At 61.1% G+C, this 22,632-nt stretch carries 28 protein-coding genes, 1 other RNA gene and 1 riboswitch; of the genes, 16 read left to right on the top strand and 13 right to left on the bottom strand.

Going from position 1 to position 22,632, the window contains the following annotated elements; all coding sequences use genetic code 11:
- Positions 1 to 30: 30 nt before the first annotated feature.
- The 7 genes from ACN0X0_RS03400 to ACN0X0_RS03370 all read right to left on the bottom strand — a co-directional run bounded on the left by ACN0X0_RS03400 (position 31) and on the right by ACN0X0_RS03370 (position 7,114).
- The gene (locus ACN0X0_RS03400) at positions 31 to 459 is read right to left on the bottom strand and encodes a hypothetical protein (RefSeq protein ID WP_417278007.1); all 429 of its coding nucleotides are present in this window, start codon (positions 457 to 459) and stop codon (positions 31 to 33) included.
- A gap of 79 nt (positions 460 to 538) precedes the next feature.
- Entirely contained in the window at positions 539 to 1,648 is a 1,110-nt protein-coding gene (locus ACN0X0_RS03395; RefSeq protein ID WP_417278006.1) for an SPFH domain-containing protein, read from the bottom strand.
- A 15-nt stretch (positions 1,649 to 1,663) separates the two neighbouring features.
- Entirely contained in the window at positions 1,664 to 2,629 is a 966-nt protein-coding gene (locus ACN0X0_RS03390) for a DUF2927 domain-containing protein (RefSeq protein WP_417278005.1), read from the bottom strand.
- Positions 2,630 to 3,808 (bottom strand): toxic anion resistance protein, encoded by a 1,179-nt coding sequence (locus ACN0X0_RS03385; RefSeq protein ID WP_226549445.1) that lies wholly within the window; start codon positions 3,806 to 3,808, stop codon positions 2,630 to 2,632.
- A gap of 22 nt (positions 3,809 to 3,830) precedes the next feature.
- Positions 3,831 to 4,751, bottom strand: a complete 921-nt coding sequence (locus ACN0X0_RS03380; RefSeq protein WP_417278004.1) for a 5-bromo-4-chloroindolyl phosphate hydrolysis family protein — start codon at positions 4,749 to 4,751, stop codon at positions 3,831 to 3,833.
- A 191-nt stretch (positions 4,752 to 4,942) separates the two neighbouring features.
- A complete protein-coding gene (locus ACN0X0_RS03375) occupies positions 4,943 to 6,385 on the bottom strand; it encodes a pseudouridine synthase (RefSeq protein ID WP_417278003.1) in 1,443 nt (480 codons plus the stop codon).
- A gap of 108 nt (positions 6,386 to 6,493) precedes the next feature.
- Positions 6,494 to 7,114 carry an OmpW/AlkL family protein gene (locus tag ACN0X0_RS03370; protein WP_417262749.1) on the bottom strand — a complete coding sequence of 207 codons (621 nt, stop codon included), beginning with the start codon at positions 7,112 to 7,114 and terminating at the stop codon, positions 6,494 to 6,496.
- A 192-nt stretch (positions 7,115 to 7,306) separates the two neighbouring features.
- Here ACN0X0_RS03370 and ACN0X0_RS03365 point away from each other — a divergent pair, with 192 nt between their 5' ends.
- Positions 7,307 to 7,756 carry a nucleoside deaminase gene (locus tag ACN0X0_RS03365; protein WP_417278002.1) on the top strand — a complete coding sequence of 150 codons (450 nt, stop codon included), beginning with the start codon at positions 7,307 to 7,309 and terminating at the stop codon, positions 7,754 to 7,756.
- Here the strand turns inward: ACN0X0_RS03365 and ACN0X0_RS03360 are convergent.
- The gene (locus ACN0X0_RS03360; RefSeq protein WP_417262751.1) at positions 7,753 to 8,001 is read right to left on the bottom strand and encodes a peptidase; all 249 of its coding nucleotides are present in this window, start codon (positions 7,999 to 8,001) and stop codon (positions 7,753 to 7,755) included. The genes ACN0X0_RS03365 and ACN0X0_RS03360 overlap by 4 nt on opposite strands.
- 239 nt (positions 8,002 to 8,240) lie before the next feature.
- Here ACN0X0_RS03360 and ACN0X0_RS03355 point away from each other — a divergent pair, with 239 nt between their 5' ends.
- The 5 genes from ACN0X0_RS03355 to ACN0X0_RS03335 all read left to right on the top strand — a co-directional run bounded on the left by ACN0X0_RS03355 (position 8,241) and on the right by ACN0X0_RS03335 (position 10,542).
- Entirely contained in the window at positions 8,241 to 8,660 is a 420-nt protein-coding gene (locus ACN0X0_RS03355) for an EF-hand domain-containing protein (RefSeq protein ID WP_417278001.1), read from the top strand.
- A gap of 126 nt (positions 8,661 to 8,786) precedes the next feature.
- Positions 8,787 to 9,098, top strand: a complete 312-nt coding sequence (locus ACN0X0_RS03350; RefSeq protein WP_417278000.1) for a hypothetical protein — start codon at positions 8,787 to 8,789, stop codon at positions 9,096 to 9,098.
- A gap of 140 nt (positions 9,099 to 9,238) precedes the next feature.
- Positions 9,239 to 9,805, top strand: coding sequence for an RNA polymerase sigma factor (locus ACN0X0_RS03345; RefSeq protein WP_417277999.1), 567 nt, complete (start codon positions 9,239 to 9,241; stop codon positions 9,803 to 9,805).
- A gap of 6 nt (positions 9,806 to 9,811) precedes the next feature.
- Positions 9,812 to 10,132, top strand: a complete 321-nt coding sequence (locus ACN0X0_RS03340; RefSeq protein WP_417277998.1) for a hypothetical protein — start codon at positions 9,812 to 9,814, stop codon at positions 10,130 to 10,132.
- Positions 10,132 to 10,542 carry a hypothetical protein gene (locus ACN0X0_RS03335; RefSeq protein ID WP_417277997.1) on the top strand — a complete coding sequence of 137 codons (411 nt, stop codon included), beginning with the start codon at positions 10,132 to 10,134 and terminating at the stop codon, positions 10,540 to 10,542. The genes ACN0X0_RS03340 and ACN0X0_RS03335 overlap by 1 nt, the downstream gene beginning before the upstream one ends.
- 3 nt (positions 10,543 to 10,545) lie before the next feature.
- Here the strand turns inward: ACN0X0_RS03335 and ACN0X0_RS03330 are convergent, their stop codons facing one another.
- Entirely contained in the window at positions 10,546 to 11,250 is a 705-nt protein-coding gene (locus ACN0X0_RS03330; RefSeq protein ID WP_417277996.1) for a metal-dependent hydrolase, read from the bottom strand.
- 53 nt (positions 11,251 to 11,303) lie between these two features.
- Between ACN0X0_RS03330 and ACN0X0_RS03325 the strand changes: the two genes are divergently transcribed.
- The 7 genes from ACN0X0_RS03325 (at position 11,304) to ACN0X0_RS03295 (ending at position 16,458) form a co-directional block, all read left to right on the top strand.
- Positions 11,304 to 11,954: a ceramidase domain-containing protein gene (locus ACN0X0_RS03325; protein ID WP_417277995.1), complete on the top strand. Its 651-nt coding sequence runs from the start codon at positions 11,304 to 11,306 to the stop codon at positions 11,952 to 11,954.
- A gap of 35 nt (positions 11,955 to 11,989) precedes the next feature.
- Complete coding sequence (gatC, locus tag ACN0X0_RS03320; RefSeq protein WP_417262759.1) at positions 11,990 to 12,277, top strand: Asp-tRNA(Asn)/Glu-tRNA(Gln) amidotransferase subunit GatC; 288 nt, start codon at positions 11,990 to 11,992, stop codon at positions 12,275 to 12,277.
- Positions 12,277 to 13,764, top strand: coding sequence for an Asp-tRNA(Asn)/Glu-tRNA(Gln) amidotransferase subunit GatA (gene gatA / locus ACN0X0_RS03315; protein ID WP_417277994.1), 1,488 nt, complete (start codon positions 12,277 to 12,279; stop codon positions 13,762 to 13,764). The genes gatC and gatA overlap by 1 nt, the downstream gene beginning before the upstream one ends.
- A 39-nt stretch (positions 13,765 to 13,803) precedes the next feature.
- The gene (locus ACN0X0_RS03310; protein WP_417277993.1) at positions 13,804 to 14,475 is read left to right on the top strand and encodes a hypothetical protein; all 672 of its coding nucleotides are present in this window, start codon (positions 13,804 to 13,806) and stop codon (positions 14,473 to 14,475) included.
- Position 14,476: 1 nt separating this feature from the next.
- The gene (locus ACN0X0_RS03305) at positions 14,477 to 15,175 is read left to right on the top strand and encodes an N-acetylmuramoyl-L-alanine amidase (protein WP_417277992.1); all 699 of its coding nucleotides are present in this window, start codon (positions 14,477 to 14,479) and stop codon (positions 15,173 to 15,175) included.
- 13 nt (positions 15,176 to 15,188) lie between these two features.
- Positions 15,189 to 15,599, top strand: an RNA gene (gene rnpB / locus ACN0X0_RS03300) — RNase P RNA component class A.
- A gap of 148 nt (positions 15,600 to 15,747) precedes the next feature.
- The gene (locus ACN0X0_RS03295; RefSeq protein WP_417277991.1) at positions 15,748 to 16,458 is read left to right on the top strand and encodes a DUF533 domain-containing protein; all 711 of its coding nucleotides are present in this window, start codon (positions 15,748 to 15,750) and stop codon (positions 16,456 to 16,458) included.
- Between the two features lie 126 nt (positions 16,459 to 16,584).
- On the opposite strand, the gene ACN0X0_RS03290 is transcribed toward ACN0X0_RS03295, so the two are convergent.
- Positions 16,585 to 17,469, bottom strand: coding sequence for a DMT family transporter (locus ACN0X0_RS03290; RefSeq protein ID WP_417277990.1), 885 nt, complete (start codon positions 17,467 to 17,469; stop codon positions 16,585 to 16,587).
- 67 nt (positions 17,470 to 17,536) lie between these two features.
- Positions 17,537 to 17,703: riboswitch (FMN riboswitch) on the bottom strand.
- A gap of 230 nt (positions 17,704 to 17,933) precedes the next feature.
- On the opposite strand from ACN0X0_RS03290, the gene rpmG reads away from it, so the two are divergent.
- Complete coding sequence (gene rpmG / locus ACN0X0_RS03285; RefSeq protein ID WP_009572866.1) at positions 17,934 to 18,101, top strand: 50S ribosomal protein L33; 168 nt, start codon at positions 17,934 to 17,936, stop codon at positions 18,099 to 18,101.
- 121 nt (positions 18,102 to 18,222) lie between these two features.
- Positions 18,223 to 18,840: a GNAT family N-acetyltransferase gene (locus ACN0X0_RS03280; RefSeq protein ID WP_417277989.1), complete on the top strand. Its 618-nt coding sequence runs from the start codon at positions 18,223 to 18,225 to the stop codon at positions 18,838 to 18,840.
- Positions 18,841 to 18,908: 68 nt separating this feature from the next.
- Here the strand turns inward: ACN0X0_RS03280 and ACN0X0_RS03275 are convergent, their stop codons facing one another.
- Entirely contained in the window at positions 18,909 to 19,679 is a 771-nt protein-coding gene (locus ACN0X0_RS03275; RefSeq protein ID WP_321364221.1) for a Bax inhibitor-1/YccA family protein, read from the bottom strand.
- A 262-nt stretch (positions 19,680 to 19,941) separates the two neighbouring features.
- Positions 19,942 to 20,175, bottom strand: coding sequence for a DUF1127 domain-containing protein (locus ACN0X0_RS03270; protein ID WP_417262766.1), 234 nt, complete (start codon positions 20,173 to 20,175; stop codon positions 19,942 to 19,944).
- 123 nt (positions 20,176 to 20,298) lie between these two features.
- Between ACN0X0_RS03270 and ACN0X0_RS03265 the strand changes: the two genes are divergently transcribed.
- Positions 20,299 to 21,177: a LysR family transcriptional regulator gene (locus ACN0X0_RS03265; RefSeq protein WP_417277988.1), complete on the top strand. Its 879-nt coding sequence runs from the start codon at positions 20,299 to 20,301 to the stop codon at positions 21,175 to 21,177.
- 165 nt (positions 21,178 to 21,342) lie between these two features.
- Here ACN0X0_RS03265 and ACN0X0_RS03260 read toward each other — a convergent pair whose 3' ends face one another.
- Entirely contained in the window at positions 21,343 to 22,302 is a 960-nt protein-coding gene (locus ACN0X0_RS03260) for an NADPH:quinone oxidoreductase family protein (protein WP_417278224.1), read from the bottom strand.
- Between the last annotated feature and the right edge of the window lie 330 nt (positions 22,303 to 22,632).

Raw genomic sequence — 22,632 nt, 5'->3', positions numbered from 1 at the left:
GATGGTGTGGAGGCGGTATGAGGCGGCGCATCACCGTTCCTTTTGCTCGACGCTGATGATCTGCGCGATCTGACTGCGCTCCGGTGTTGTGAACCGCAATATCTGGCAAAACAGAAAGAGCCCATGTCCGTCACGGGTCAAACGACCCGTGATCGTGGCGGCTTTGCCCTCCACGGTGATCTGCGTGACCGACAGGCTGGCGGGCGGCGTAAGCTGGCGCAGAGCGTCGAGGATATGCGCACGCCCGACCACGCTTGGGTGGTTCGAGCGTTCCCAACTGGCCATATCCGACAGGGCCTCAGCGGCCAGCGGTCCGGCGCCGCTCATCGCCAGGCCCAGCTCCGCAAGCGCCTGTTCCGAGGGGCTGGGATCGCAGGGATAGCTGACCCGCGGAGACTGGCACCGCGGAGACTGGACACGAGGCGCCGTAACACTGTCTTTTAAGCGTGATTGGCACATTGCGCGCTCCCTCTTCGCAAATTTTGCCCCGCGCAAGGCTGCGTAGGGCGCTCAAATCAGGTGGCTTGGCCAGATTGGCTTAGGCGCCCGGCGGCGGGGGCGGCGGCGCGATGGTGAAGAGCTGAGCCAGCTCCGTGACCTCTTCGGCCTTGAGCCAGCCGTCTTGGCCCGGCGTCCAGACAAAGGTCTCGCGCTTGAGCGCGCCTTTCGCGGCCATTTGACCCATCTCGGCCTTGGAATAAGGCCCTTTGGTCTCGCCGCTCTCTGCGATGTGCCAAACATGTTCGACCGGCGGCGGAGGCGGCGGCGTTTGTGCCGCTGGGGCTGCGGCGGCGGGACGCGCTCCCCAAGGGCCAGTTTGCGCCATACCCATGCCAAGCCCGGCCCCCATGCCAGCCCCCATCGACGCCGCCATGGCGGAGTTTTCCGCACCCATGGCTTCGGCGGCGTTGAACTTCATGTAATTGTCGAGATTTCCGACGATGCCCATCGAGGTGCGCTTGTCCATCGCGGCCTCAACGGCCTCGGGCAAGCTAATGTTTTCAATGTAGAATTCCGGGATGGTCAGGCCGTATTCGGCGACCACTTTGGAGATTTCCGTGGCCACAAGCTTGCCCAGATCGGCGGTGTTCGCCGCCATGTCCAGAACCGGAATGCCCGAGCCCGCAACGATGCGCGAGAAGGACTGCACGATGATGTTGCGGATCTGATAGGAGATCTCGTCCATGGTGAACTCGCCATCCGTGCCGACGATCTCGGTCAGGAACAGCGCCGGATCGGCGACCTTGACCGTGTAGGTGCCATAGGCCCTGAGACGCACCGGACCGAATTCCGGATCCCGGCACATGATCGGGTTTTTCGTCCCCCATTTCAGGTCAGAGAACCGCGTGGTGTTGACGAAATAGACCTCGGATTTGAACGGTGATTTAAACCCGTGATCCCAATGCTGCAACGTCGTCAGGATCGGCATGTTGTTGGTCTCGAGCATGTAAAGACCCGGCGTAAAGACATCCGCCAACTGCCCCTCATGCACGAACACCGCCGCCTGACCTTCGCGCACCGTCAGTTTGGCACCGTATTTGATCTCATGGCCTTCGCGTTCGAACCGCCACACCATCGTGTCGCGTGTGTCGTCTGTCCAATGGATGACGTCGATGAATTCGCCGGAAAGAAAATCGAAAATACCCATGGGGCCTCCTGTTGGTCAAATATCCTCGCCCATCAGCTCATATGCGATCTGGGTCGCAATCGGGCGGGCGGTTTCCGGGCGCATGCCGGGGGCAAGGCGCCGGTCGTAGAGAATGCGCAAAAGCAGCTCGTCGTGCCGCGTCAAAAGCGCAAATTCTTCGTCGTCGTTAAAGATCGAGGGCCGCGCATAGGGGCTATCGTTCGCAAGGCCGAGGCCCTGGGTGATTTCCTCGTGGAAACAGGATTTGCGCAGCAAGTCGGGATGTTCCGCGCGAATGATCGCCACCGCCGAGCGATAGGCACCATCATTGGCCGGATCAGAGGCGACCACCAGACAATAGGACGAACGCGGCATGTTGACGACAGACCGAATGGCGTCCTGACCGATGCCCGGGATCATCTGCGCCAGTCGCGGCCCGATGGCACGGCGTTCGTTTTCATTGAGCACCAGCACGTGGAAATTCGGCTGAGACGAGCGGGTGATCGAATGGCCCGAGGCGCGCGCCAGTCGCGCGATCAGGCTGTTGACAGTGGCTTCGTCCTTGGCCCGGGTCTCGGGCGCAACGGTGGCGCCGAACTCAAGCCCCACACGCACCGGCACCTGCCAACGATGCAGGTTCGAGGGCGTCATCTGCGCCACGAATTGCCCGTTCACCGAGGTGTATTCGTCATTTAAAGCAACAGCTTCGAAATTCGCGGCCAGTTGCCGGGCGTTGAATGGCGTGTCCGGCCCACCGCCATCGGTGCGGAGCAATTCATGGCCCAAAAGATCATTCTCTACCCGCGCGTAATAGCTTTCGAGCGCAAGGCTCTCGCTGCTGCGCTCGGGCGGGGCCTGAACGATCGGCCGCACCGCAGCCGCAGGGCGGGGCAGGGGTTTGACGTCGGGCGCTTGGACGCAGGCGGTGAGCACAGCCAAAGGCGCGAGCAGGGCCAGCCCGCTCACGCCTTTGCCAATCCTATGTCCCACCCGCGTGCGCATTTACGCAGGCACAGAGGGGCCAGAGGCGTTGCCGGTCGCCTTGGCAGAGGCCAGCGTGTCGCGCAGCTTCGTTTCCATCGCCTTGAGCTCGACCTCGGCTTCTGCGCGTTTGCGCTTGCCTTCGTCGGCGATCTGCAGGCTCTCTTCGATGGTGGCGACGAGTTCCTCGTTGGCGGTTTTCACGGCCTCGATGTCGAAGACACCGCGCTCCATTTCCTCGCGCACGACCTTATTGGCCTCGCGCAGGTTCTTGGCGTTGGCGGTGAGCAATTCGTTGGTGAGATCGGTCGCTTCCCGCACGGATTTCGCGGCTTCCGACGAGCGCTGAATGGTCACGGCCTGTGCCAGTTGGGTTTCCCAAAGCGGCACGGTGTTCACCAGCGTCGAGTTGATTTTCGTCACCAGAGATTTGTCGTTTTCCTGCACCAGACGGATTGAGGGCAGGGATTGCATCGTCACCTGACGGGTCAGTTTCAAATCGTGCACCCGGCGTTCAAGGTCATCGCGCGCGGCGCGCAGATCGCGCAGCTCCTGCGCCTTGATCACCTGATCTTCTTCGGGGGCGGCATCGACGGCGGCGGCCAGCGCCGGAATGTCAGTCTCGTCCAGCTCCTTGAGCTTCAATTCGCCCGCCGCGATGTAGATCGCCAACTGGTCGTAGAAGGTCAGGGTTTTGTCATAGAGCATGTCCAACGACTTGATGTCCTTGAGCAATTTATGCTCATGGGTCAGCAGGTTGTCGGTGATCTTGTCGATCTGGCTTTGCACATCTTCGAAACGCGCCACGAATTTCGCCATCGGCGCGGCGCGGCCCAGAAGTTTCTCCCACCAGCTGCGCTCACGGCGCACGTCCAGTTCAGAGACGGAAAAGCCGCGAATGGTCGTCACGATGGAACGCAAGCTATCGCCCGCAGGCCCCACGTCCTTGTTCTTGACGTCCTGCAACATCGCCTGCGAAATCACCTGCAACTCGGCCTGCGCCGCAGAACCGAAGCGCACGATGGAGTTTGTGTCATGCATGTCGATCTCGGATTTCGCCTTTTCGACCTCGGCCGCCACAGGGGCCTCGATGGTCGTCGGGTCGATCAGCTCGCCCTTCGGCTCGGCCAGCACGACGGCGGTGACCTCTTCGACGTCTTTCAAGGCCGCTTCGGCCTGTTGGCGGATGGTGTCGGACATGTTCGGTTCCCCTAATTCAAACTCATGACGTGATATTTTGTGTGACGCCTTCGCGCGCCAAACGGTCGCGCAGCACCTCGATCTCGATGTCGAGGTCCGTTTTATCGTCCAAAAGCAACTTTTTATGACGGGCGTCGAAATTCGCCTCTAGATCGTCCAAAAGCGCGAACCAATCGTCGCGCGCCTCGACATTGCGGCTTTTGCTCCAGAGATCGGCAAATTTCGCCGTCGCATCGCGCGCGCCCAAGAGATAGACGCCAAGATATTTGCGCGCCGCCGTCAGATCGCGCGGGTCGTCCTCGACCGTGCGGAACATGGCCCGTGCGGTGGCGATGAACTTTTCCAACCGATCCTGTGCCTGCCGGTCGCCGGTGCGCTCAAGTGCTGTGCGCATGGCTGTGAGATGTGCCTCGGCCTCATCCACCGCCTTGGCGACACGGTCCTGTTGGAACAGGTCGATTTCGTCGAAGCCCTTGTTTTTCAACGGGTCCAGGCCAAAGGCGAGGCTATGCAAAATGACGCCCAGCACGGCGAAAATCACCGTTTCAAGCGGCCCCCAGCCAAACCAGCCGACGAGGCCCAACCCCAGCCCGGTCAACACGGAGCCAAAGATTTTACGCGGAATGGCCGGGCGGCGAGACACTTTGCGCGCCTCGTAAGCCTCTTCGGCCTTCAACCCCTCGCGGGTCAGGAATGCTGCGCCGACGAGACAGCCAAGCGCCGCCAGATAGCCGGCCATGGTGACAGGCTCCGCCGTAAAAGCCTTCCACGCCAAGGGGATAGCCGCAAAGAACAACAGGTTCGAGCGCGCGCCGACGCGGGTCGGTTTCTTGCCATCGAACGGACGCGCGGCAGGGGCCGCCGTCTCGCGGTCCCCGTCTGTGAGGGGCCTGTCGGACAGATTGCCTTTCGGGGAGTGAGTGGACCCGTAGCGTTTCGCCATCACAGGCCCTGCGCCTTGATCGTCACGTAAAACGTCAGCGCAACCAACAGATAATAGGCGAGTTTTGAAAACACGCTGTCGCTCATGGGCACCCTTTCCAAAGCGGTTCTTGCCTTAAGATATAGAAAGGAATCGCACCCGGTGAAAGGGTGAAGGGGAGCGCTTGTCGCGCTTTCCCCCTCAGTTTTGGTTCAGCGGCCTGATTTCGGCGGTTTGCCGCCTCTGCTACCGCCCGGCTTGCCTGAGAAACCGCCGGGTTTTCCGGAACCGCCAGCAGATCTGCCTGCGCCGCCGCCGTGGGATTTGAACCCGGCCGAGCGCGGTTTGCCGTCGCGCCCGCCGCCGTGGGATTTGAAGCCCTGGGATTTGAAGCTGCCCGGCTTGCCGCCGCGCTCCTCATTCCGATCGTCCCGCTTGCCGCCCGGTTTGCCACCAAAGGGTTTGTCGCCCGGCTTGCCGTCACGTGGCTTGCCCTTGAAGCCTTCGCCGCGCGGTTTGAATTCGCCATCACGATCCCGATTGCCACCCGGGCCGCGTTTGCCTTGGAAGCCTTCGCCACGCGGTTTGAACCCACCGGGTTTCGCATCTCCGTCCTCTCGGCGCTTGAAGCCCTGGCTGCGCGGTTTGAACCCTTCGTCGCCGTCACGTTTGCCTTTGAACGGCGGTTTGCCGCCCCGGTTGCCATCACGCTCGCTGCGGTCCCGATCCCCAAAGGAGGGTTTGCCACCCGGTTTGCCAAAAGGCTTGCCGCCTGGTTTTTCGCCCGGTTTTCCCCCCGGTTTACCACCGCGGGCATCATCGCGACCCCGCACCTCTTTGCGCGGACCGCCCGGCTTGCCACCACGCTCGACGGTGCGTTTGACTTTGCCGCCTTCGCCGATCTCAAGGTCCATGCCAAGCTGATCACGCAGCACACGACCGCGCACTTCCTCGACCTGACCCGGCTGCAAGGTGCCCAAACGGAAGGGACCGTAAGAGAGGCGGATCAGGCGGTTCACGGTGAGGCCGATGTGCTCCATCGCGCGGCGAATCTCGCGGTTCTTGCCCTCGCGCAGACCGACGGTGAGCCAAGCATTGGCGCCTTGTTGACGATCAAAGGCCACTTCCATCGGTTGGAAATGCTCGCCATCAATGGTGACGCCCTTGCGCAGCGGTTCCAACATGGCTTCGGTTGCGGTGCCTTTGACGCGCACGCGATATTTGCGCAGCCAGCCGGTGTCGGGCAATTCGAGTTTGCGCTTCAGCTCGCCATCGTTGGTCAACAGCAAAAGCCCCTCGGAGTTCAAATCCAAGCGCCCGACAGACATCACCCGCGGCAATTCTTTCGGCAGCTGATCGAACACCGTGTCGCGCCCCTTTTCGTCCTTGGACGAGGTCACCAGACCCAGAGGTTTGTGATAGAGCCAAAGCCGCGGCGGCTCCGGTTCGCCAACCTCTTTGCCATCGACGAAAATCTTGTCCTTCGGCAGCACATTGAGCGCAGGCGAGGCGACAACGCGCCCGTTCACCGTGACGCGGCCCTCTTCGATCAAAGCCTCGGCTTCGCGGCGCGAGGAAATGCCGGCGCGCGACAGCACCTTGGCGATGCGGTCGCCGGGAGGGGTCTTTTTCGGAGTGTTGGGCGTGTCAGTCATGGGAATGGCCTTTCGTTGGCGCGCTCATACTCCGCGCGGGGCCTTATGGAAAGAGAAAAGGCGGCCCACACCGGGGCCGCCACACTCAATCCTGCTGGTTTCTGAGCCTTAGAAGCTCATGACGTAGGAGACGCCAAAGACCCAAGGGTCAATCTCGGCCTTGCCGATTTTGGCGCCGTCGAGTTTTACATCGCTGTCGATGTCGATCCAGCGCACATCGGTCCGCAGGGCCCCGCGTTCGCTGATCTGGTAATCGAAACCGGCATGAAGCGCGACGCCCCAAGAGTCGGAGAGATCGAGATCGCGGCCCGCGATGGCGCCTTTGGCGGTCTCGTCGAAGAAGGCGGTGTAGTTCACACCGACGCCGAGGAAGGGGGTCAAGGTCGAGCCGGTGTCGAAGTGATATTGCAAAGAGACCACCGGCGGCAGGTGTTGGGTCGAGCCGATCTCACCCATGCCAGACGCGCGGATGTTATGTTGGAACGGCCAGGCGCCCAGGACTTCGATGCCGAGGTTGTCTTTGATGAAATATTCAAAGGTGACGGTCGGGCGCAGGTTGTCGCCGACATTGAGATCGGTGGTGCCCAAAATGGTGCCATTGTCGGAGTTCGGCATCACGCTGCCGAGACCGAGACCGAGGGTCATCGTGCCAGCCTCTTGCGCGAAGGCAAATGTCGGCAGGGCGAGGGCGAGGGCCACGGTGGCGGCCATTACGGAAGTCTTGTTCATCTTGTATGTCCCAAACTGTCTTGAGCGCGGCGTTGCGCGCCTTTGCACAGATGTCAGGGGCAGTGTCTTAAAACTTTGATGTGCATCAATTTAGGTCCCGCTGCGGCAATCTGTCATGTCCGCGCTCGTCTTGGGCGTGCGGTGGGCGTGCGGCGGGCTTGCGCTCGACAGATTTGCACGGCAGGAAAGGGCATGTCGTTTCGCTCTTATATGGATGAGGCCTTGAAAGAGGCCCGGCTGGCACAGGCCCGTGGCGAGGTGCCCGTGGGCGCCGTTGTCGTGTCGCCCGAGGGCGAGATCGTCGCGTGGGGCGGCAATCGAACCCGGGAAGACAATGATCCGACGGCGCATGCGGAGATCGTGGCACTTCGGGCGGCTTGTGCTGCCTTGGGGCAGGAGCGGCTTCCGGGGTTTGATCTTTATGTCACCTTGGAACCCTGTCCGATGTGTGCAGCGGCAATTTCCAACGCGCGCATTCGCAGGCTCTATTATGGCGCCTCCGATCCGAAATCCGGCGGCGTGGCGCATGGCGCGAAAATCTACACCCATGCGCAGTGCCATCACGCGCCGGAGATTTATGACGGGATCGCGGGGGCGGAGGCCGAGACGATGCTCAAGGCGTTTTTTGCCGCCAAGCGTTAAGCGCCGATCACCATGTAGCGGCCGATGCCGTAGACGTAGAAGCCCGCGAAAAGGATGTTGATCCATTTGAGCTGGCGTTCGCTGTGCAGCCATCCCATCGCCATCCAGATCAGGCAAAAGGGCAGGGACAGGAACAGGTTCAGCGGATACCAATTCTGCACGATCGCCACGGTGGAGGTGATGCCGAGGACGAGGGCGGTGTTTTTCAAAAGCCGCTCGTGGCGCGACAGGAAGATTTCGAACATATTCGGACCTGAGGCAAAGCACAGCAAGACAACGCGCGAGAATGCGGTTGGGCCTGCGGAGGTTTCACGGATGTGGGAGGCGGTTCGCCTGAACGCGTCTTAGCGCAAATGCGGGCCTGTCACAAGGCGAGGGGCGCGGCCAAAGCCTCCCCAAAAACTTCCAAAAAATGCAAAACCCCGCGTAGGGACCCCCTATAGCGCCCGTATTATGAGTATCGACGCCGCAAAGGAGTAACCAAATGCGCATCCGATACCGCGCCCTGATCGGGGCAACATTTTGCGCCACGATCTGCACACTGGGGCTGGCCGTGCCTGCCATCGCCGCGACGAATGTGATGGCCTATGACTCCAACGGCGACAGCGTGCTGACCCGCGCCGAGTTTCAGGAGCTGCAAATCGACAGCTTCAAGGTGCTCGATGCCGATGGCGACGGTTCTGTCACCTTGGCCGAGATCGACAGTCTCGCCGCCGCCAAGGACGTCAATGTCTCCGGTAAACGCGTCATGGTGCGCGACACCAATGGCGACGGGGCGGTGACGCAGACCGAGTATCTCGCCGTCGCCCCCGGGTTCCAAAAGGCGGACGTCAACAACGATGGTGTTCTGGCCGGCAAGGAAATCACCCGCGTTTCGAAGTTTCTCGCGCAGGCCGGATACTAACCGCGGGGGACTAATCACCTCACCCGTCCCGCAAGATAACACCTGAAAGCCGGATCTTGTTTCCTCACCCCCGCGACAGCGGATCAATAGACATGGCCAAATGGCCGAAACCAAAGGACTTTAACGATGAAAACTGTGACCAAATCCCTCTGCGCCCTCTCCCTGATCGTGCCGCTCATGGCCGCCACGCCGGGTTTTGCCCGTGGCCTGACCGTGACCACCAACAACGGCGGCGAAGTGTCGAAAGAACACACCTGCATTCAGGGCAACCAGATCGTGAGCTGTGAATCGGTGACCACCGGCACGACGGCCACGGGCGAAAGCGTCTCGCGCGGTGTGGTGCGCACGACCGACGGCAACGGCACCGATGTCACCGCGACTGTGACGGGCCCCGCAGGGGGGACCACCCGCGAGCGTGGCCTCAACGTATCCCGCTGACGCGGGGTCTGGCCCGGATCGCCATTTCCATCCCCCCTCTACTTCACGGGTGGTCCGGGCCAACATTTTAACGCGTCACTTCTGTGTTTCATGGTACCTCTGTTGACATCTTCTCGCCCCTCTCAACCGGAGCCGCAGTGATGACCGCTCATCAGCCTCCCACGCAGGCAGATGCAAAAGCCGTGATGGCGGCGCTGGCCCGGGGCGAGCGTGCGGCCTTGGCGCGGTTGATTGCGATCTACGGCCCGGGCATCCGGCGCTATGCCGCGCAGTCGCTGACCGTGTCCTCGGAGGCCGAAGATGTCGCACAAGAGGTGTTCTTGCGTGCCTGGCGCTATGCGGAACGCTACGATCCCTCCAAGGGCGCTGTGTCGTCCTGGCTCTACAGGATCGCGGTCAATCTGTGCATTGATCACAACAGGCGGGGGGGCTTTCGGCGGTTTGTCGGGATCGACAGCATGCCGGAGCCGGAAGACGACACGCCGGGGGCGGAGGTGGAATACGGCGCGCGCCAGAGATTGGCGCAGACCCAGGCCGTGATCCGCACATTGCCGACCCGGCAGAAACAGGCGATCCTGCTCAAGGCCGCAGGGGAGCTTTCGGGGGCGGAGATCGCAATGACGCTCGGCACGAGCGAGGGGGCGGTGGAACAATTGCTGGTGCGCGCTCGAGCGACGCTCAGGGCCCGGCTGGAACTGGAGGAGTGATTCATCATGTCGGATCATGACAACACGACGACGGCGAGCGATGCGGAATTTGACCGCGCGCTCTCCGAACTTTTCGCCCACCCCGAGGATGAGGATGTCGCGGAACTGTCCCGCGCGGTCCTGAGCCAGACCGTCACCGTCAACCGAACGCGCCATGATCCCCAAGGCGACGTGCTCTCCGAACCTTTGCCCTGGGCTTTGGGCTTTGGTGGGCTGATGGCGATTGGCGTGGCGCTGGGCTATGTCCTCTCGTCAAGTGCGATCGGCGACGGGGTTCTGGCCTGGTTTGCCTTTGGCGATCTCTTGTCCGTGATGGGGGGCTTCTGATGTCTCATGCAAAACGCCCGCATCGCGTCTCCAAGGGGCGCATCGCCTTGATCGGCGTTCTGGCCGTCTCGCTTTTGGGCAATGCCGTTGCCTTGGGCGCCGTCTGGCGGTTTCAGCAGGTGCGCGTCACCTTGATGGGCGACGACGCCGGACCGCCGCCCGCGTTCCCCAGTGACATCCGCCGCGATTTGCGGGCGCATTTGCAGGACAACCAAGACAGCCTGTCGCCGAAAGTGCGCGCCGTCATCGACGCCCGTCGCGACGTGGTCGAAACCGGCACCGCCACGCCATTTGACAAGGTCGCGACAGAGGCCGCAATGGAAGAGTTCCGACGCGCGCTGGACGAGGCGGTGCGCGAGGCGCAGGAGCTTGTGCTCGACGTGTTAGAGGCGCGCGCGTCGGAACAGTAGAGCTTAGATCTCAATCGGCACCAGAACCTCGGGCACCTTCACCACACCGTCTTTCAGCGCATAAACAAGCTCATCGCAGCTCTGCGCCAAAAGCGGGAAGGTGCCCCAGTGGCACGGGATCACCGTTTTGAAATCAAAGAACTTTTGACACACATAGGCGGCGCGTTTCATGTCCATCGTGTAATGCCCGCCCGCGCACAAAAGCCCGATGTCGGGTTGGTGCAGATCGGCAAACCATTCCATATCGGCCATGATGTCGGTGTCGCCTGAGACATAGATCGTGTGGCCCTCGCCAGAGATCATAAAGCCCGCTGGATCGCCCGCATATTGCGGCGCGCCGTCTTTGAAATCGATGGAGGACGAGTGCACGGCATTGACCATGGTGACGGTGACCGCATCGTCGCCCTCGCCAAGCGTGATCGTGCCGCCCTTGCCAAATCCCGTGACCTGCGCGCCCTCTTTGCCGAGGATGATCGACAGCTCGTGGATGCAATAGATCATCGCATCCGTGGTTTGCGCGACGGGGAGGGTGGTCGAGGCATGATCGCCATGACCATGGGTGAGGAAAATCGCTGTCGCACCCGTCGTTGCCTCTGCCTCGCGGCCCTCGGGGAAGGCCGGATTGCCCGCCAGCCACGGGTCGATCAGAAGGACTTGATCAGAGATCTCGATGCGAAAGCCGGAATGGCCAAGCCAGGTGATTTTCATCAGATGTCTCCCTATGTTTCGCTCAGAAGCTAGCACAAGAAAGCGACAGGTCCATGTGGAACGAACAGATTGATGCCTATTGCGAACGGACGGATTTCACATTCTGGTCGGAGCCGGTCAATGCGCTGACAAATGCGGCGTTTTTGATCGCGGCACTGGTGATCTGGCCGCGCGCGAGGGCCTATCCCATGTCGCGTGCTTTGGCGGTCGTGCTGTTCGTGATCGGCCTCGGATCTTTCGCCTTTCACACCACGGCGACGCGGTGGGGCGCGATGGCGGACACGCTGCCGATCCTTCTGTTCATTCTGCTCTATGTCTTTGCGGCGACCCGGGATTATTTCGGGCTTGAGACATGGAAATCCGTGCTTGTGACGCTGCTGTTCTTTCCCTACGCCGCCGCCACCGTACCGCTGTTCTCGAACCTCGGTCTCGGCAGTTCCGCCGCCTATGCGCCCGTGCCGATGCTCATTTTTATCTATGCGATCCTCCTGCGGCACCGCGCGCCCCGCACCGCACGTGGTCTGACTGTCGGTGCGCTGATCCTTTGTCTCTCCATCGCCATGCGCTGGCTCGATGAGCCGATCTGCGCAGGTCTCCCCTTGGGCACGCATTTCCTCTGGCACATCCTCAACGCGCTCATGTTGGGTTGGATGATCCATGTTTATCTTACGCATATGCTTGAAGGCCGCGCGCTGGGGCGCTAAAGCCTCATGTGACCAAGATTACGGAGCATTGCCCCATGTCCATCGACATCGATACCGCCCGCCGGGTGGCCAAGCTCGCCCGCATCCGCGTCGAGGAAGACGCGCTTCCGGCGCTGGCCTCGGAATTCAACGCTGTGCTCGGCTTTATCGAGCAACTCTCCGAAGTGGATGTCGAAGGCGTTGAGCCGATGACCTCGGTGACGCCGCAGCGTCTCAAACGCCGCGAGGACGGTGTGACGGATGGCAATATGCAGGAGAAAATCCTGAAAAACGCGCCCGACGCGCGCGAGGGCTTCTTTGCAGTGCCGAAGGTGGTGGAATAATGTCTGATCTCAATAAACTCACGCTCTCTGCCGCCCGTGACGGTCTGCGCGCGAAAGATTTCACCTCTACTGATCTGACCGAGGCTTGCCTGTCAGAGATCGAAGGCGCCGGTGCGCTCAATGCCTTTGTGCACAACACGCCCGAGATCGCCCGTGAACAGGCCAAAGCCGCCGATGCGCGCCTCGCCGCTGGCGATGCGCCTGCGATGTGTGGTCTGCCGATCGGGATCAAGGATTTGTTTGCGACCAAAGGCGTGCCGACACAGGCGGCCTCGGCGATCCTCGAAGGCTTCAAACCCGAATACGAGTCCACCATCACGTCGAAACTGTTTGACGCGGGCGCCGTCATGTTGGGCAAGCTCAACATGGACGAGTTTGCCATGGGCTCCTCGAACGAGACCTCGACCTATGGCAATGCGGTCAACCCGTGGCGCCGGGGCAATGAAGAGACCCCGTTGACGCCGGGCGGCTCCTCGGGTGGCTCCTCTGCGGCCGTCTCCGCCGATCTTTGCTTGGCGGCGACCGGCACCGACACCGGCGGCTCGATCCGCCAGCCTGCCGCGTTTACTGGCATCGTCGGCATCAAACCGACCTACGGGCGTTGCTCGCGCTGGGGTGTTGTGGCCTTTGCCTCCTCTCTGGACCAGGCCGGTCCGATGACCAAATCCGTGCGCGATGCGGCGATCATGTTGGAGGCCATGTGTGGTCACGACATGAAAGATTCGACATCCGCCGATCTGCCCGTGCCGAACTTCGAGGCGCTTTTGACCGGCGACATTCGCGGCAAGAAAATCGGTATCCCGAAAGAATACCGCCTCGAGGGCACGCCGGATGAGATCGTCAAGCTTTGGGACGATGGCGCCGCGATGCTCAAGGACGCAGGCGCCGAGATCGTCGATATTTCTCTGCCGCACACCAAATACGCGCTGCCGACTTATTACGTCATCGCACCGGCTGAGGCCTCGTCGAACCTCGCGCGCTATGACGGCGTGCGCTACGGCCACCGCGCCACGCTGGCGGCGGGCGATGGCATCGACGACATGTACGAGAAAACCCGCGCCGAAGGGTTCGGTCATGAGGTGCAGCGTCGCGTGATGGTCGGCACCTATGTTTTGTCGGCGGGCTATTACGACGCCTATTACAACAAGGCGCGCAAGGTCCGCACGCTGATCAAAAAGGACTTCGAAGACGCTTTTGCCGCCGGGATCGACGCGATCCTGACGCCCGCGACACCGTCCCCGGCCTTTGGTCTGGGCGAGGTCTCCGATTCCGATCCGGTCCAGATGTATCTGAACGACGTCTTCACCGTGACCGTGAACCTCGCGGGTCTGCCGGGCATTTCCGTGCCCACGGGCGTCTCGACCTCCGGCCTGCCTTTGGGGCTTCAGCTCATCGGCAAGCCGTGGGAAGAGGGCGATCTGCTGAATATCGCGCATTCGCTTGAAGGCGCCGCAGGCTTTGTTTCCAAGCCTGAAAAATGGTGGTAAGAGGCGGTTCAATTCGCCTCTTTTGGAGCTTTTGCCCCCATGCGCCTGACTGTTGCTCTGATCTCTTTGGCCGCGCTTGCTGCCTGTGAAACCCCGGTTCCCGACAGCGGCTCCGGGGTCGGTTTCGGCTCTTATGCCGACTATCAGGCCAACCGCGAGGCGCAGTTGATTGCGGGCGGAGAAGGCAGCGTGGCAGGGCGGACAGCCTCCAGCCTCGACACTCAAGCGATCTCCGCCGAGGCCTCTGCCGCCATCGACGCCGCAGAGGCCGGAAGTGCCGCGCCCACGGGCCCGGCGCCCTCCGCCGTCACCAATGCGGTCGGCATCTCATCCGAAAATGACTTCTCTGCCGTGTCTTCTGAGCGTTCGATCGAAGAGGACGCCGCCCTCGTCGCCGCCAACAAAGAAGCCTATGTGACGATTCAGCCGACGGCCCTTCCGTCGCGTCCGAATTCGGATGCGGGTATCATTGTGGAATTCGCGCTTTCGACCACCAACAGCGTCGGTCAGGCGCTTTATTCCCGTCTGATCCCCGGCGCCGAATCGCGCGCCGCGCGCAATTGTGCGAAATACCCGTCCCCCGATCTGGCGCAGGAATATTTCCTGAAACATGGCGGGCCTGAAAAGAACCCGCAGGGCCTCGATCCCGATGGCGATGGCTTTGCCTGTAGCTGGGACCCGGCGCCGTTCCGTCTGGCCGCCAAACGCTAAGATGCCCTCTGAACTTGTGATCCAAGAGCACCCGTCGCCGAATTTCGGCGAACGGCGTGACGGCGCGCGACCTGATATGGTGGTGATCCACTACACGGCCATGGCAACCGCCGAGGCGGCTCTGGAGCGGCTGTGTTCCTCTGAGCATGAGGTGTCTGCGCATTATCTGATTTGCGAGCAGGGGCAGGTGTTTCGCCTCGTCGATGAAGAAATGCGGGCTTGGCATGCCGGTGCGGGGCAGTGGGGCGATGTGACAGATGTGAATTCGCGCTCCATCGGGATTGAGCTGGCGAACGCGGGCACGACGCCCTTCGCCGCCGCGCAGATGGACGCGCTGGAGGCGCTTTTGGCGGATATTCTGGTGCGTCACGCGATCCCGCCGGAGCGGGTGATCGCCCATTCCGACATGGCGCCAGAGCGCAAGATCGACCCCGGCCCCCGGTTTGACTGGAAAAGACTGGCTTTGCAGGATTTGTCCGTTTTTCCGAAAGGTGTGGCGGAATTCAAGCCCGATGAAGTTCGATTTGTACAAGACTTGCAGGCCTTCGGATACCCGGAAACGCCACTTGAGGCGCTCTTGCCCGCCTTTAGAAGCCGCTTTCGCCCGCATCATCACGGACCGCTCGATGGTCGCGATATGACACTGGCGCGCGATCTCGCCACCCGCTTTCCCATTGACCATGGCAAGCTGACCGCCTAAGTCGCACTTCGACGCGGATGGCCGGATAACCGCCGCTTCTCTCGGGGTTCGCTTTGGGGGGAGGGGAGGAAAGTCCGGACTCCCTTGAGCAACGGTGCCGGGTAACGCCCGGCGGGGGCAACCCCAGGGACAGCGCCACAGAGAAGAGACGGCCTTCTATACGGAGGTCATGGTGAAACGGTGGGGTAAGAGCCCACCGCGCGAGCGGCAACGTGAGCGGCACGGCAAGCCCCACCGGGAGCAATGCCAAATAGGGGTTCTACGCGGGGTCTGTTGTGCGCAAGCATACCGCCCGCAAGGTCGCTCAAGCCTGAGAACCCGGGTTGGCAGCTTGAGCCGTCTGGTAACAGCCGGCCTAGAGGAATGGTTATCCACGGCGGGTTTCCCGCTGAGACAGAATCCGGCTTACAGGCTGTCCGCGTCATATTTAAGGGCTCTGCCCTCTTGGCCGCTCCGCGCCCAATTCACCCGGGATACTTAGAGACAAAAGAAGGCGGATTTTGCCCGGTTGGCAGATGGAATTTTTCATCGCACTATGGGGCAAGTTGTTTTGAGAAAAGGGAGATCCCCCAATGAGTTTCGTGAAGACATTGACAACCTTGGCGATCGGCTTTGCTGCGGCCAAAGGCGCTGAGAAGATGAAGAAAATGGGGGGTATGGACGGGGTGCGCGAAGCGATGCGCCAGTCTGGCGCCCCCGGCGGCATGGCCGATCAGATGGGCCAGATGGCGGAGAAATTCGGCTTTCCTGGTGGGTCAGAAGCCGTGCGCGACATGATGGGCAAGTTTGGCAATCAGGCCGCAGATATGTCCGAGGCGACCGAAGCGGGGCTTGGCTCGCTGTTTTCTGCTATGTCGGGTGCTGCGGCGACAGGCGCCACGTCGATGTCTGATATGTTCGCCTCCGTGACGGCGGGGACGCCTGTGGGGGCGGCCGCAGAAGAGAATGCGAAACTGATGATCCGCTCGATGATCATGGCGGCGAAGGCCGATGGCGAGATCGACGCCGAAGAGCGCACGAAAATCCTCGATCAATTGGGCGATGCCTCTGAGGAAGAGATCGCCTTTGTGCAGGCCGAGTTGGATGCGCCGGTCGATCCGATGGCCTTGGCTAAGGACGCAGGCACCTCTGCGGGCGCGCAGGTCTATGCGGCGGCTTTGATGGCGATTTCGGTGGATACCGAGGCGGAGAAGACCTTCCTCACAGGGCTGGCGCAATCCTTGATGCTGGATCCGGCGAAGCAGGCGGAGATTCATCAGTCGATGGGCAAGCCAGTCATTTGATGTCTTCACGCGAGATTGCTTTGCAATCCGCTCCAGACGGGGCGGCCTGACCGGCCGGACGACAGTCATCGCCTTCCCGTACAGACCTTTCAAGTGGAGGGGCGGCCTTGGAGCCGCCCTTTTTGTTTATGCAGGCTGTGCGGCGCGGCTTTCTTGGCGCAGCAGGTAGAAGGACGCGGCGAGGATCAGCAGCGACCCGATCCACATCGATCCCGGCGGCACAAAGCCAAAGGCCAAGACACCAAAGCCCACGTTAAGCGGCAGTTTCAGGTGATCGAAGGGCTGCAAATAGGCGGCATCGGCGACGGCATAGGCCTTGGCGATGGCATATTGCGCCAGAGCGGTCAGGAGCCCCGCAGCGACGAGAATGAGCGCTGTGAGGCCGCCGCCCAGGGCGATGCCGTCTCCCAATGCGAGGCCGAAGTTCACCGGGCTCAACACCAAGAGCAGGTAGACGGTGAGGCTCTCCGGCGTCTCGGATCGGGTCAGGCGTTTGGTCAGCAAAGAGGTGAGCGCCCAGAAGGCGGCGGCTCCGACGGGGTAGAGCACGAAGAGCGAAAAGCTTTCCGACCAAGGCGCGAGGATGATCATGCCGCCCGCGAAACCGACGGTGACGGCGATCCAGCGCTCGGGCGTGGCGGCCTCGTCCAGGAACAGATTGGCGCCCATTGTGACGAAGAAGGGCGAAAGCATGATGAGCGCGATCGCCTGCCAGATCGGCACATGGGCGAGGCCCGCGATCCAGAGCTGGACCCCGATGACGGCGGCGGCGATGCGCAGGAGATGAAGCATCAGATTGTGGGTCTTCATCGCGCGCAGACCCTCGCGCACCACCCACGGCAGGGAAAACAGCAAGGCGATGAAATATTGCCAAAACGCCATGCGCGCGGAGGGCACATGGAGCATCATCGTGGCATATTGGGTCAAAAGGTTGATGACGGCAAAAAGCACACCGGCTGCGATCATCAAAAGGGCACCGGCGCGGGCCGGACCAAGGGAAGTGAGAGTCATGTGTCGTCCTTTCTCCACACATAACTCAAGGCACGAGGGCAGGGCGCACGCGGTTAGGCGACGACCTGTCTTCTCTCTTTCATCCGGACTGTGACCGTCGGCTCCGGGATCTCACCGAATCTGCTATCCAAGCGTATCCGGTGAGGATGCGCAAGCGCTCGCGGGCTGATAGGAGGCTTAAACAGGCCCCTAAACACCGCCGGTGGGGAATTTCGCCCCGCCCTGAGAGGTTACACGACCGATTTGGTCGCAGGACCGATTTAGGCGTCGTGCAAAAGTTACGCAAGCCATAGCAGGCGCAGAACCTCTGTGCGTCAGGAAACTCCACGCTTGTGACTGTTTTCTGTCGAAACCCCATTGACTCAGGGGCCGAAGTCCTTAAAAGGCAGGCTTCAAGGATTCCACGGGCTGGCGCTCGAACACAACTGTGCCCCCGTTGCACGCGATAATTGGAGTAATGAAAAATGGCGAAGCCGACGACGATCAAAATCCGTCTCAACTCGACCGCGGACACGGGCCACTTTTACGTGACCAAAAAGAATGCCCGCACCATGACCGAAAAGATGGTCGTAAAGAAATACGACCCGGTTGCGCGTAAGCACGTCGAGTACAAAGAAGGCAAAATCAAGTAAGCCCTTCCGACATACCAAGATGCAAAAGCCGCGCAACCCGAGAGGGAAGCGCGGTTTTTCTTTGCCAGCTTCTCTCGCCAGCGGACCAGAATTCCAACCCGTCCAACATGAGGAGAGAGAGATGTTCGGATGTTTCGATGATGATTTGAGAGAGCCGGAGCGGCCTGACAGCTCCTGCTCGTTGCCCAGTAGCCTGAGCGAGGCTCTGGCGGTGCGCGCGCAGGAGATTCGCAAGAGCGTGCCGTTCACCGTTCGCGTCGCCATGCCGGCCGATACCGCGGAGATCGACACGCTCTTTCGTGCCTCCTACGGTCAGCTCCTGAAACAGCATTATCCGGCTGCCATTCTCGACGCCGCGCTTCCGGCGCTGTTGCATACGGCGCCAAGGCTCTTGAATTCCGGCACGTTTTTTGTCGCCGAAACCGGCGGGGGTGAAATCATTGCTGCAGGCGGTTGGACGCAGGCCACGCCCTTTGGCGGCGTTGGTCCGCGCGAGATCGGCCACATGCGCCGGGTCGCGGTGCACCCGGATCACACTCGGCGTGGTGTGGGTTCGGTTCTGCTTGGGCATATCCTCGAAAACGCGACGCTGACCGGGGTCGAGCGGATGTGTTCGCTCTCGACGCTGACGGCGCGGGCCTTTTATGAGGCGCATGGGTTCGAGGCCTCTGGGGATGTGGATCTGGCACTGAAGCCCGGTGTCTACCTGCCCGCGATCCAGATGGCGCGCGATCTCTAAGACCCTTAAGAAGCAACAAAAAAAGGCCGCTCCGAAGAGCGGCCTTTTCGTTTTGAGTGATCCGATGATCAGTCCCGGTTGCCAAGGAATTGCAGCAGGAACATGAACAGGTTGATGAAATCGAGATAGAGGTTCAGCGCCCCCATGATCGCGGATTTCGCCAGCCATTCCCCGTCCATCGCATGGGCGTGGGAGATGTAGTCGGTTTTGATCTTTTGCGTGTCGTAGGCGGTGAGACCCGCGAAGATCAGCACGCCGATCGCAGAGATTGCGAACTCAAGGCCGGAGGACTTGAGGAAGATATTGACGATCGAAGCGAGGACCAGGCCGATCACACCCATGATGAGGAAAGAACCCCAACCGGAGATGTCCTTTTTGGTGGTGTAGCCCCACAGCGACAGGCCCGCGAAGGCCGCCGAGGTCACGAGGAAGGTCTGCGCGATGGAGGCGCCGGTGAACACGAGGAAGATCGAGCTCAAGGACAGGCCCATCAGAGCGGCGTAGACATAGAAATAGGTCTGGGTCGCGGCAGCGGAGAGGCGGGACACGATGGCGCCAAAGCCAAAGACCATGGCGAGCGGTGCGAACATGATCACCCATTTGAGCGGCGACACGTAAAGCGCGTAGCCGAGGCTCGTCAGGTATTCATTGGCGCCGATCTGATATTCGGTAGGGGTGGCGCTCACGGCGAGGTTGGACAGAGCCCAAGCGGCCAAAGCGGTCACCAGAAGACCCACGGACATCGTGCCGTAGACCTTGTTCATATGGGCGCGAAGGCCGGCGTCGATCTCAGCCGAGCGTGCGCCGACACCAGCGTTGATCGTTCTGTAGTCAGCCATTTTCTATCTGTCTCCTGTGCGTAAAAATGCGTGTTCTCCGCCGCTTGCGGAGATATCTCTCCCGATATTGGCAGTCCTGCCCCGGATTTCAAGCCATGTCAGGGCGGAAAACGCATTGTTTTCGACAGATTTCTAAGGGGGCTTTATGGGACTTGAGGGCAAAAAGTGACCGCGATACCAAGGGCATCGCGGTCGGGGGACCTCGGGAGGCAACTCTGCGACGATCCGACCGGGTCAGTCTGTCGCAGGTTTTATATGTGGCTCAGCGCATCCAGTTGCGCGGGGCATCCCAAACCGGGCGCTGAGATTCCTTGAGCGCTTGTTCGCGGGTCAGACCGATGTCCTTGAGGATCGCATCGTCAAGGCTTGCCAGTGCGCGGCGCTGTTTCGAGAGGGCGAAGATGCTGCGCAGGCGTCCGAAGACGGAACGAGAGGGGCGAGCACAGGCGGCGCCGCGCGCCCCTGCGGAAGTCGGTGCAAAAATCGACGAAGACATCGGCGTTCCTTTCTGTTTCGTTGTGGGTGCCGTTGGTGTAATCATTTTTCTTGATGCTTTATCTCTGATTATGGGAGATAAGTGAAATGAATGATTGTTTGAGATAACATCAAGGATGTTGATGTGGCTAGAAACCTCGACCTGACCGCCCTGCGCTCTTTTGTCACCGTGGCCGACACCGGCGGGGTGACCCGTGCGGCGGGCGCGCTCAACCTGACGCAATCCGCCGTCTCGATGCAGCTCAAGCGCCTCGAAGAGAGTCTGGACGCCAAGCTTTTGGACCGCAGCGCCCGCAAAATCGCCCTAACGGCAGCGGGCGAACAGCTTTTGTCCTACGCGCGGCGGATGCTGGAGTTGAACGACGAGGTCTATAGCCGTTTGACCGCGACGGAATATGAGGGCGAGATTGTGCTGGGGGTGCCGCATGACATCGTTTACCCGTCGATCCCGCTGGTGCTGCAACATTTTCATGCCGATTATCCGCGTATGCGGGTGAACCTGTTGTCGTCCTTCACCATGCAGCTCAAGGAAAAATACGCGCGCGGGGAATGCGATGTGATCCTGACCACCGAGGACGATCTGGATGCAGGTGGCGAGACGCTGGTCGAACTGCCGCTCGTGTGGATCGGTGCGCCCAATGGCGTGGCCTGGCGTCAACGCCCGCTGCGGTTGGCCTTTGAGCATCGCTGTATCTTCCGCAAGGGGGTTCAGGAGGCGCTGGACAAGGCTGGCATCCCTTGGGAAGTTTCCATCGAAAGCGACCAGACCCGCACCATCGAGGCCTCTGTCTCCGCTGATCTGGCGGTGCATGTGATGCTCGAAGACACCGCGCCGCCCTATTCGCAGCCGATCCAACACGGCGGGGCCCTGCCGGAACTTGCTTCGAAAAAGATCAACCTCTACAGCTCCGACATGATGTCCGGCGAGGCAGCGGATCGTCTGCGCGATCTGTTGCGTCAATCCTATCGCAACCACCGGGGCTCACGTTTGGCGGCGCAGTAGAGGCCGGTTGAGGGCGGAGAGGACCCGCATAGAGGGCGTTGGCCACGAGGGTGTGTTGGGCCGTGGGCCGGCGCTGAAACATCTGAACGATGCGCTATTTTCCAAATCCGAAAAGGATGAGATCGTTGTGCGAGGATTGCCTCTTGGATCGCACCACTTTTGCGCTCAGGGCTCCAGCACCACTTTCCCCGTCGCCTTCCGCGAGCGCAATAGCTCCAGCCCCTCGTCGAACCGCTCCAGCGGCAGGTGATGCGAGATATGCGGTTTGATCCGGCCCTCTGCGGCCCAGTCGAACAGCTGCTTAAGCGACGCGCGCAAGGGGGCGGGGTTAAAGCCCAGGTAGCTGCCCCAATAAAAGCCGATGGCGGTGATGTTTTTCACCAGCATGTGGTTGGGTTTCATCTTTGGCAGATCGCCGCCCGCAAAGCCGATCAACAGGATGCGACCATCGGGGTTGGTGGCGCGGAAACAGGCCTCATATAAAGGCTCGCCCACCGCTTCATAGACCACATCGGCGCCGCCAAGGGCCTTGATCTGTTCGCGAATGTCGGGCGCGCTGGCGTCGATCAGGTGATCGGCACCTGCCGCTTTGGCGATGGCGAGTTTCTCTGCGCCGCGCGCAATCGCGATGACCTCGGCGCCCATCAGCTTGCCGATCTCCACCGCCGTCAGGCCCACGCCGCCCGCAGCGCCCGTCACGACCAGACGTTCGCCCGGTTGCAGCCGCGCCTTGTAATCGAGCGCCATATGCGAGGTGCCATAGGCGATCTGAAGAGCTGCGGCTTCGGCAAAGCCCAAGCCCTCGGGGATCGGAAGGCAACGGTCGGCGGGGAAATTGCCCGCATCGGCGAGACCGCCCTGACCGGAATAAACCGCCACACGTTGCCCGAGGCGGAGCCCCGTGACATCGGCCCCCAAGGCGGTGACGTCGCCCGCCAGTTCCAGCCCCAATGTGAAAGGCGGCTCTGGCGTGTCCTGATATTTGCCCGTGCACATCAGCGTGTCCGCGAAATTGAGCGCGCTGGCGTGGATCGCGACGCGCACCTCCTGCGGTCCGGGCGGTGGCAGAACGATGTGCTCAAGGGCAGGGGCGCGATCAAACCCAGCGACGCGGCAGGCGCGGATGGTGGGAGAGGGCGGTGCGTCGGCGATGGGTGTCTTGCTCATGGTAAGGTTTTGGCGACTTGCGGGCGCTCTGTCCATGTGAAATCCCATGTGCGGCGGGTGATCGCGGCGAAATCGACGTGTCAAAGCGAGTCGTTTCGAGGCGTCGAGAGAGTCGAAAACTGTCTTTTAGTATGTGTGGTAAGGTGTATACAATTCGCAAAATGCAAAAAGTGATCAAAAAACACGCGTGGGTTTAGCGCTTATATTGATGCCAAATGGCGGTACTCACCATATTGTTACGAATTAAGGCTCTGTTTACGCGATGAAATACAATGTCTTATGGGCATT

The sequence above is a fragment of the Celeribacter sp. genome, assembly GCF_048270365.1.
Classification (GTDB): Bacteria; Pseudomonadota; Alphaproteobacteria; order Rhodobacterales; family Rhodobacteraceae; genus Celeribacter.
Note: the sequence above shows the minus strand (reverse complement) of the source record. Positions and strands in the feature narration are given on the sequence as shown.

Bases quoted from the DNA above. Each gene is read 5' to 3' on its own strand.
- rpmG (WP_009572866.1), top strand. From the start codon at position 17,934: ATGGCGAAGCCGACGACGATCAAAATCCGTCTCAACTCGACCGCGGAC.
- ACN0X0_RS03400 (WP_417278007.1), bottom strand. From the start codon at position 459: ATGTGCCAATCACGCTTAAAAGACAGTGTTACGGCGCCTCGTGTCCAG.
- ACN0X0_RS03385 (WP_226549445.1), bottom strand. From the start codon at position 3,808: ATGTCCGACACCATCCGCCAACAGGCCGAAGCGGCCTTGAAAGACGTC.
- gatA (WP_417277994.1), top strand. From the start codon at position 12,277: ATGTCTGATCTCAATAAACTCACGCTCTCTGCCGCCCGTGACGGTCTG.
- ACN0X0_RS03380 (WP_417278004.1), bottom strand. From the start codon at position 4,751: ATGGCGAAACGCTACGGGTCCACTCACTCCCCGAAAGGCAATCTGTCC.
- ACN0X0_RS03305 (WP_417277992.1), top strand. From the start codon at position 14,477: ATGCCCTCTGAACTTGTGATCCAAGAGCACCCGTCGCCGAATTTCGGC.
- ACN0X0_RS03275 (WP_321364221.1), bottom strand. From the start codon at position 19,679: ATGGCTGACTACAGAACGATCAACGCTGGTGTCGGCGCACGCTCGGCT.
- ACN0X0_RS03270 (WP_417262766.1), bottom strand. From the start codon at position 20,175: ATGTCTTCGTCGATTTTTGCACCGACTTCCGCAGGGGCGCGCGGCGCC.
- ACN0X0_RS03360 (WP_417262751.1), bottom strand. From the start codon at position 8,001: ATGTTCGAAATCTTCCTGTCGCGCCACGAGCGGCTTTTGAAAAACACC.
- ACN0X0_RS03335 (WP_417277997.1), top strand. From the start codon at position 10,132: ATGTCTCATGCAAAACGCCCGCATCGCGTCTCCAAGGGGCGCATCGCC.
- ACN0X0_RS03350 (WP_417278000.1), top strand. From the start codon at position 8,787: ATGAAAACTGTGACCAAATCCCTCTGCGCCCTCTCCCTGATCGTGCCG.
- ACN0X0_RS03295 (WP_417277991.1), top strand. From the start codon at position 15,748: ATGAGTTTCGTGAAGACATTGACAACCTTGGCGATCGGCTTTGCTGCG.
- gatC (WP_417262759.1), top strand. From the start codon at position 11,990: ATGTCCATCGACATCGATACCGCCCGCCGGGTGGCCAAGCTCGCCCGC.
- ACN0X0_RS03395 (WP_417278006.1), bottom strand. From the start codon at position 1,648: ATGGGTATTTTCGATTTTCTTTCCGGCGAATTCATCGACGTCATCCAT.
- ACN0X0_RS03290 (WP_417277990.1), bottom strand. From the start codon at position 17,469: ATGACTCTCACTTCCCTTGGTCCGGCCCGCGCCGGTGCCCTTTTGATG.
- ACN0X0_RS03280 (WP_417277989.1), top strand. From the start codon at position 18,223: ATGTTCGGATGTTTCGATGATGATTTGAGAGAGCCGGAGCGGCCTGAC.
- ACN0X0_RS03390 (WP_417278005.1), bottom strand. From the start codon at position 2,629: ATGCGCACGCGGGTGGGACATAGGATTGGCAAAGGCGTGAGCGGGCTG.
- ACN0X0_RS03340 (WP_417277998.1), top strand. From the start codon at position 9,812: ATGTCGGATCATGACAACACGACGACGGCGAGCGATGCGGAATTTGAC.
- ACN0X0_RS03355 (WP_417278001.1), top strand. From the start codon at position 8,241: ATGCGCATCCGATACCGCGCCCTGATCGGGGCAACATTTTGCGCCACG.
- ACN0X0_RS03345 (WP_417277999.1), top strand. From the start codon at position 9,239: ATGACCGCTCATCAGCCTCCCACGCAGGCAGATGCAAAAGCCGTGATG.
- ACN0X0_RS03370 (WP_417262749.1), bottom strand. From the start codon at position 7,114: ATGAACAAGACTTCCGTAATGGCCGCCACCGTGGCCCTCGCCCTCGCC.
- ACN0X0_RS03325 (WP_417277995.1), top strand. From the start codon at position 11,304: ATGTGGAACGAACAGATTGATGCCTATTGCGAACGGACGGATTTCACA.
- ACN0X0_RS03365 (WP_417278002.1), top strand. From the start codon at position 7,307: ATGTCGTTTCGCTCTTATATGGATGAGGCCTTGAAAGAGGCCCGGCTG.
- ACN0X0_RS03375 (WP_417278003.1), bottom strand. From the start codon at position 6,385: ATGACTGACACGCCCAACACTCCGAAAAAGACCCCTCCCGGCGACCGC.
- ACN0X0_RS03330 (WP_417277996.1), bottom strand. From the start codon at position 11,250: ATGAAAATCACCTGGCTTGGCCATTCCGGCTTTCGCATCGAGATCTCT.
- ACN0X0_RS03310 (WP_417277993.1), top strand. From the start codon at position 13,804: ATGCGCCTGACTGTTGCTCTGATCTCTTTGGCCGCGCTTGCTGCCTGT.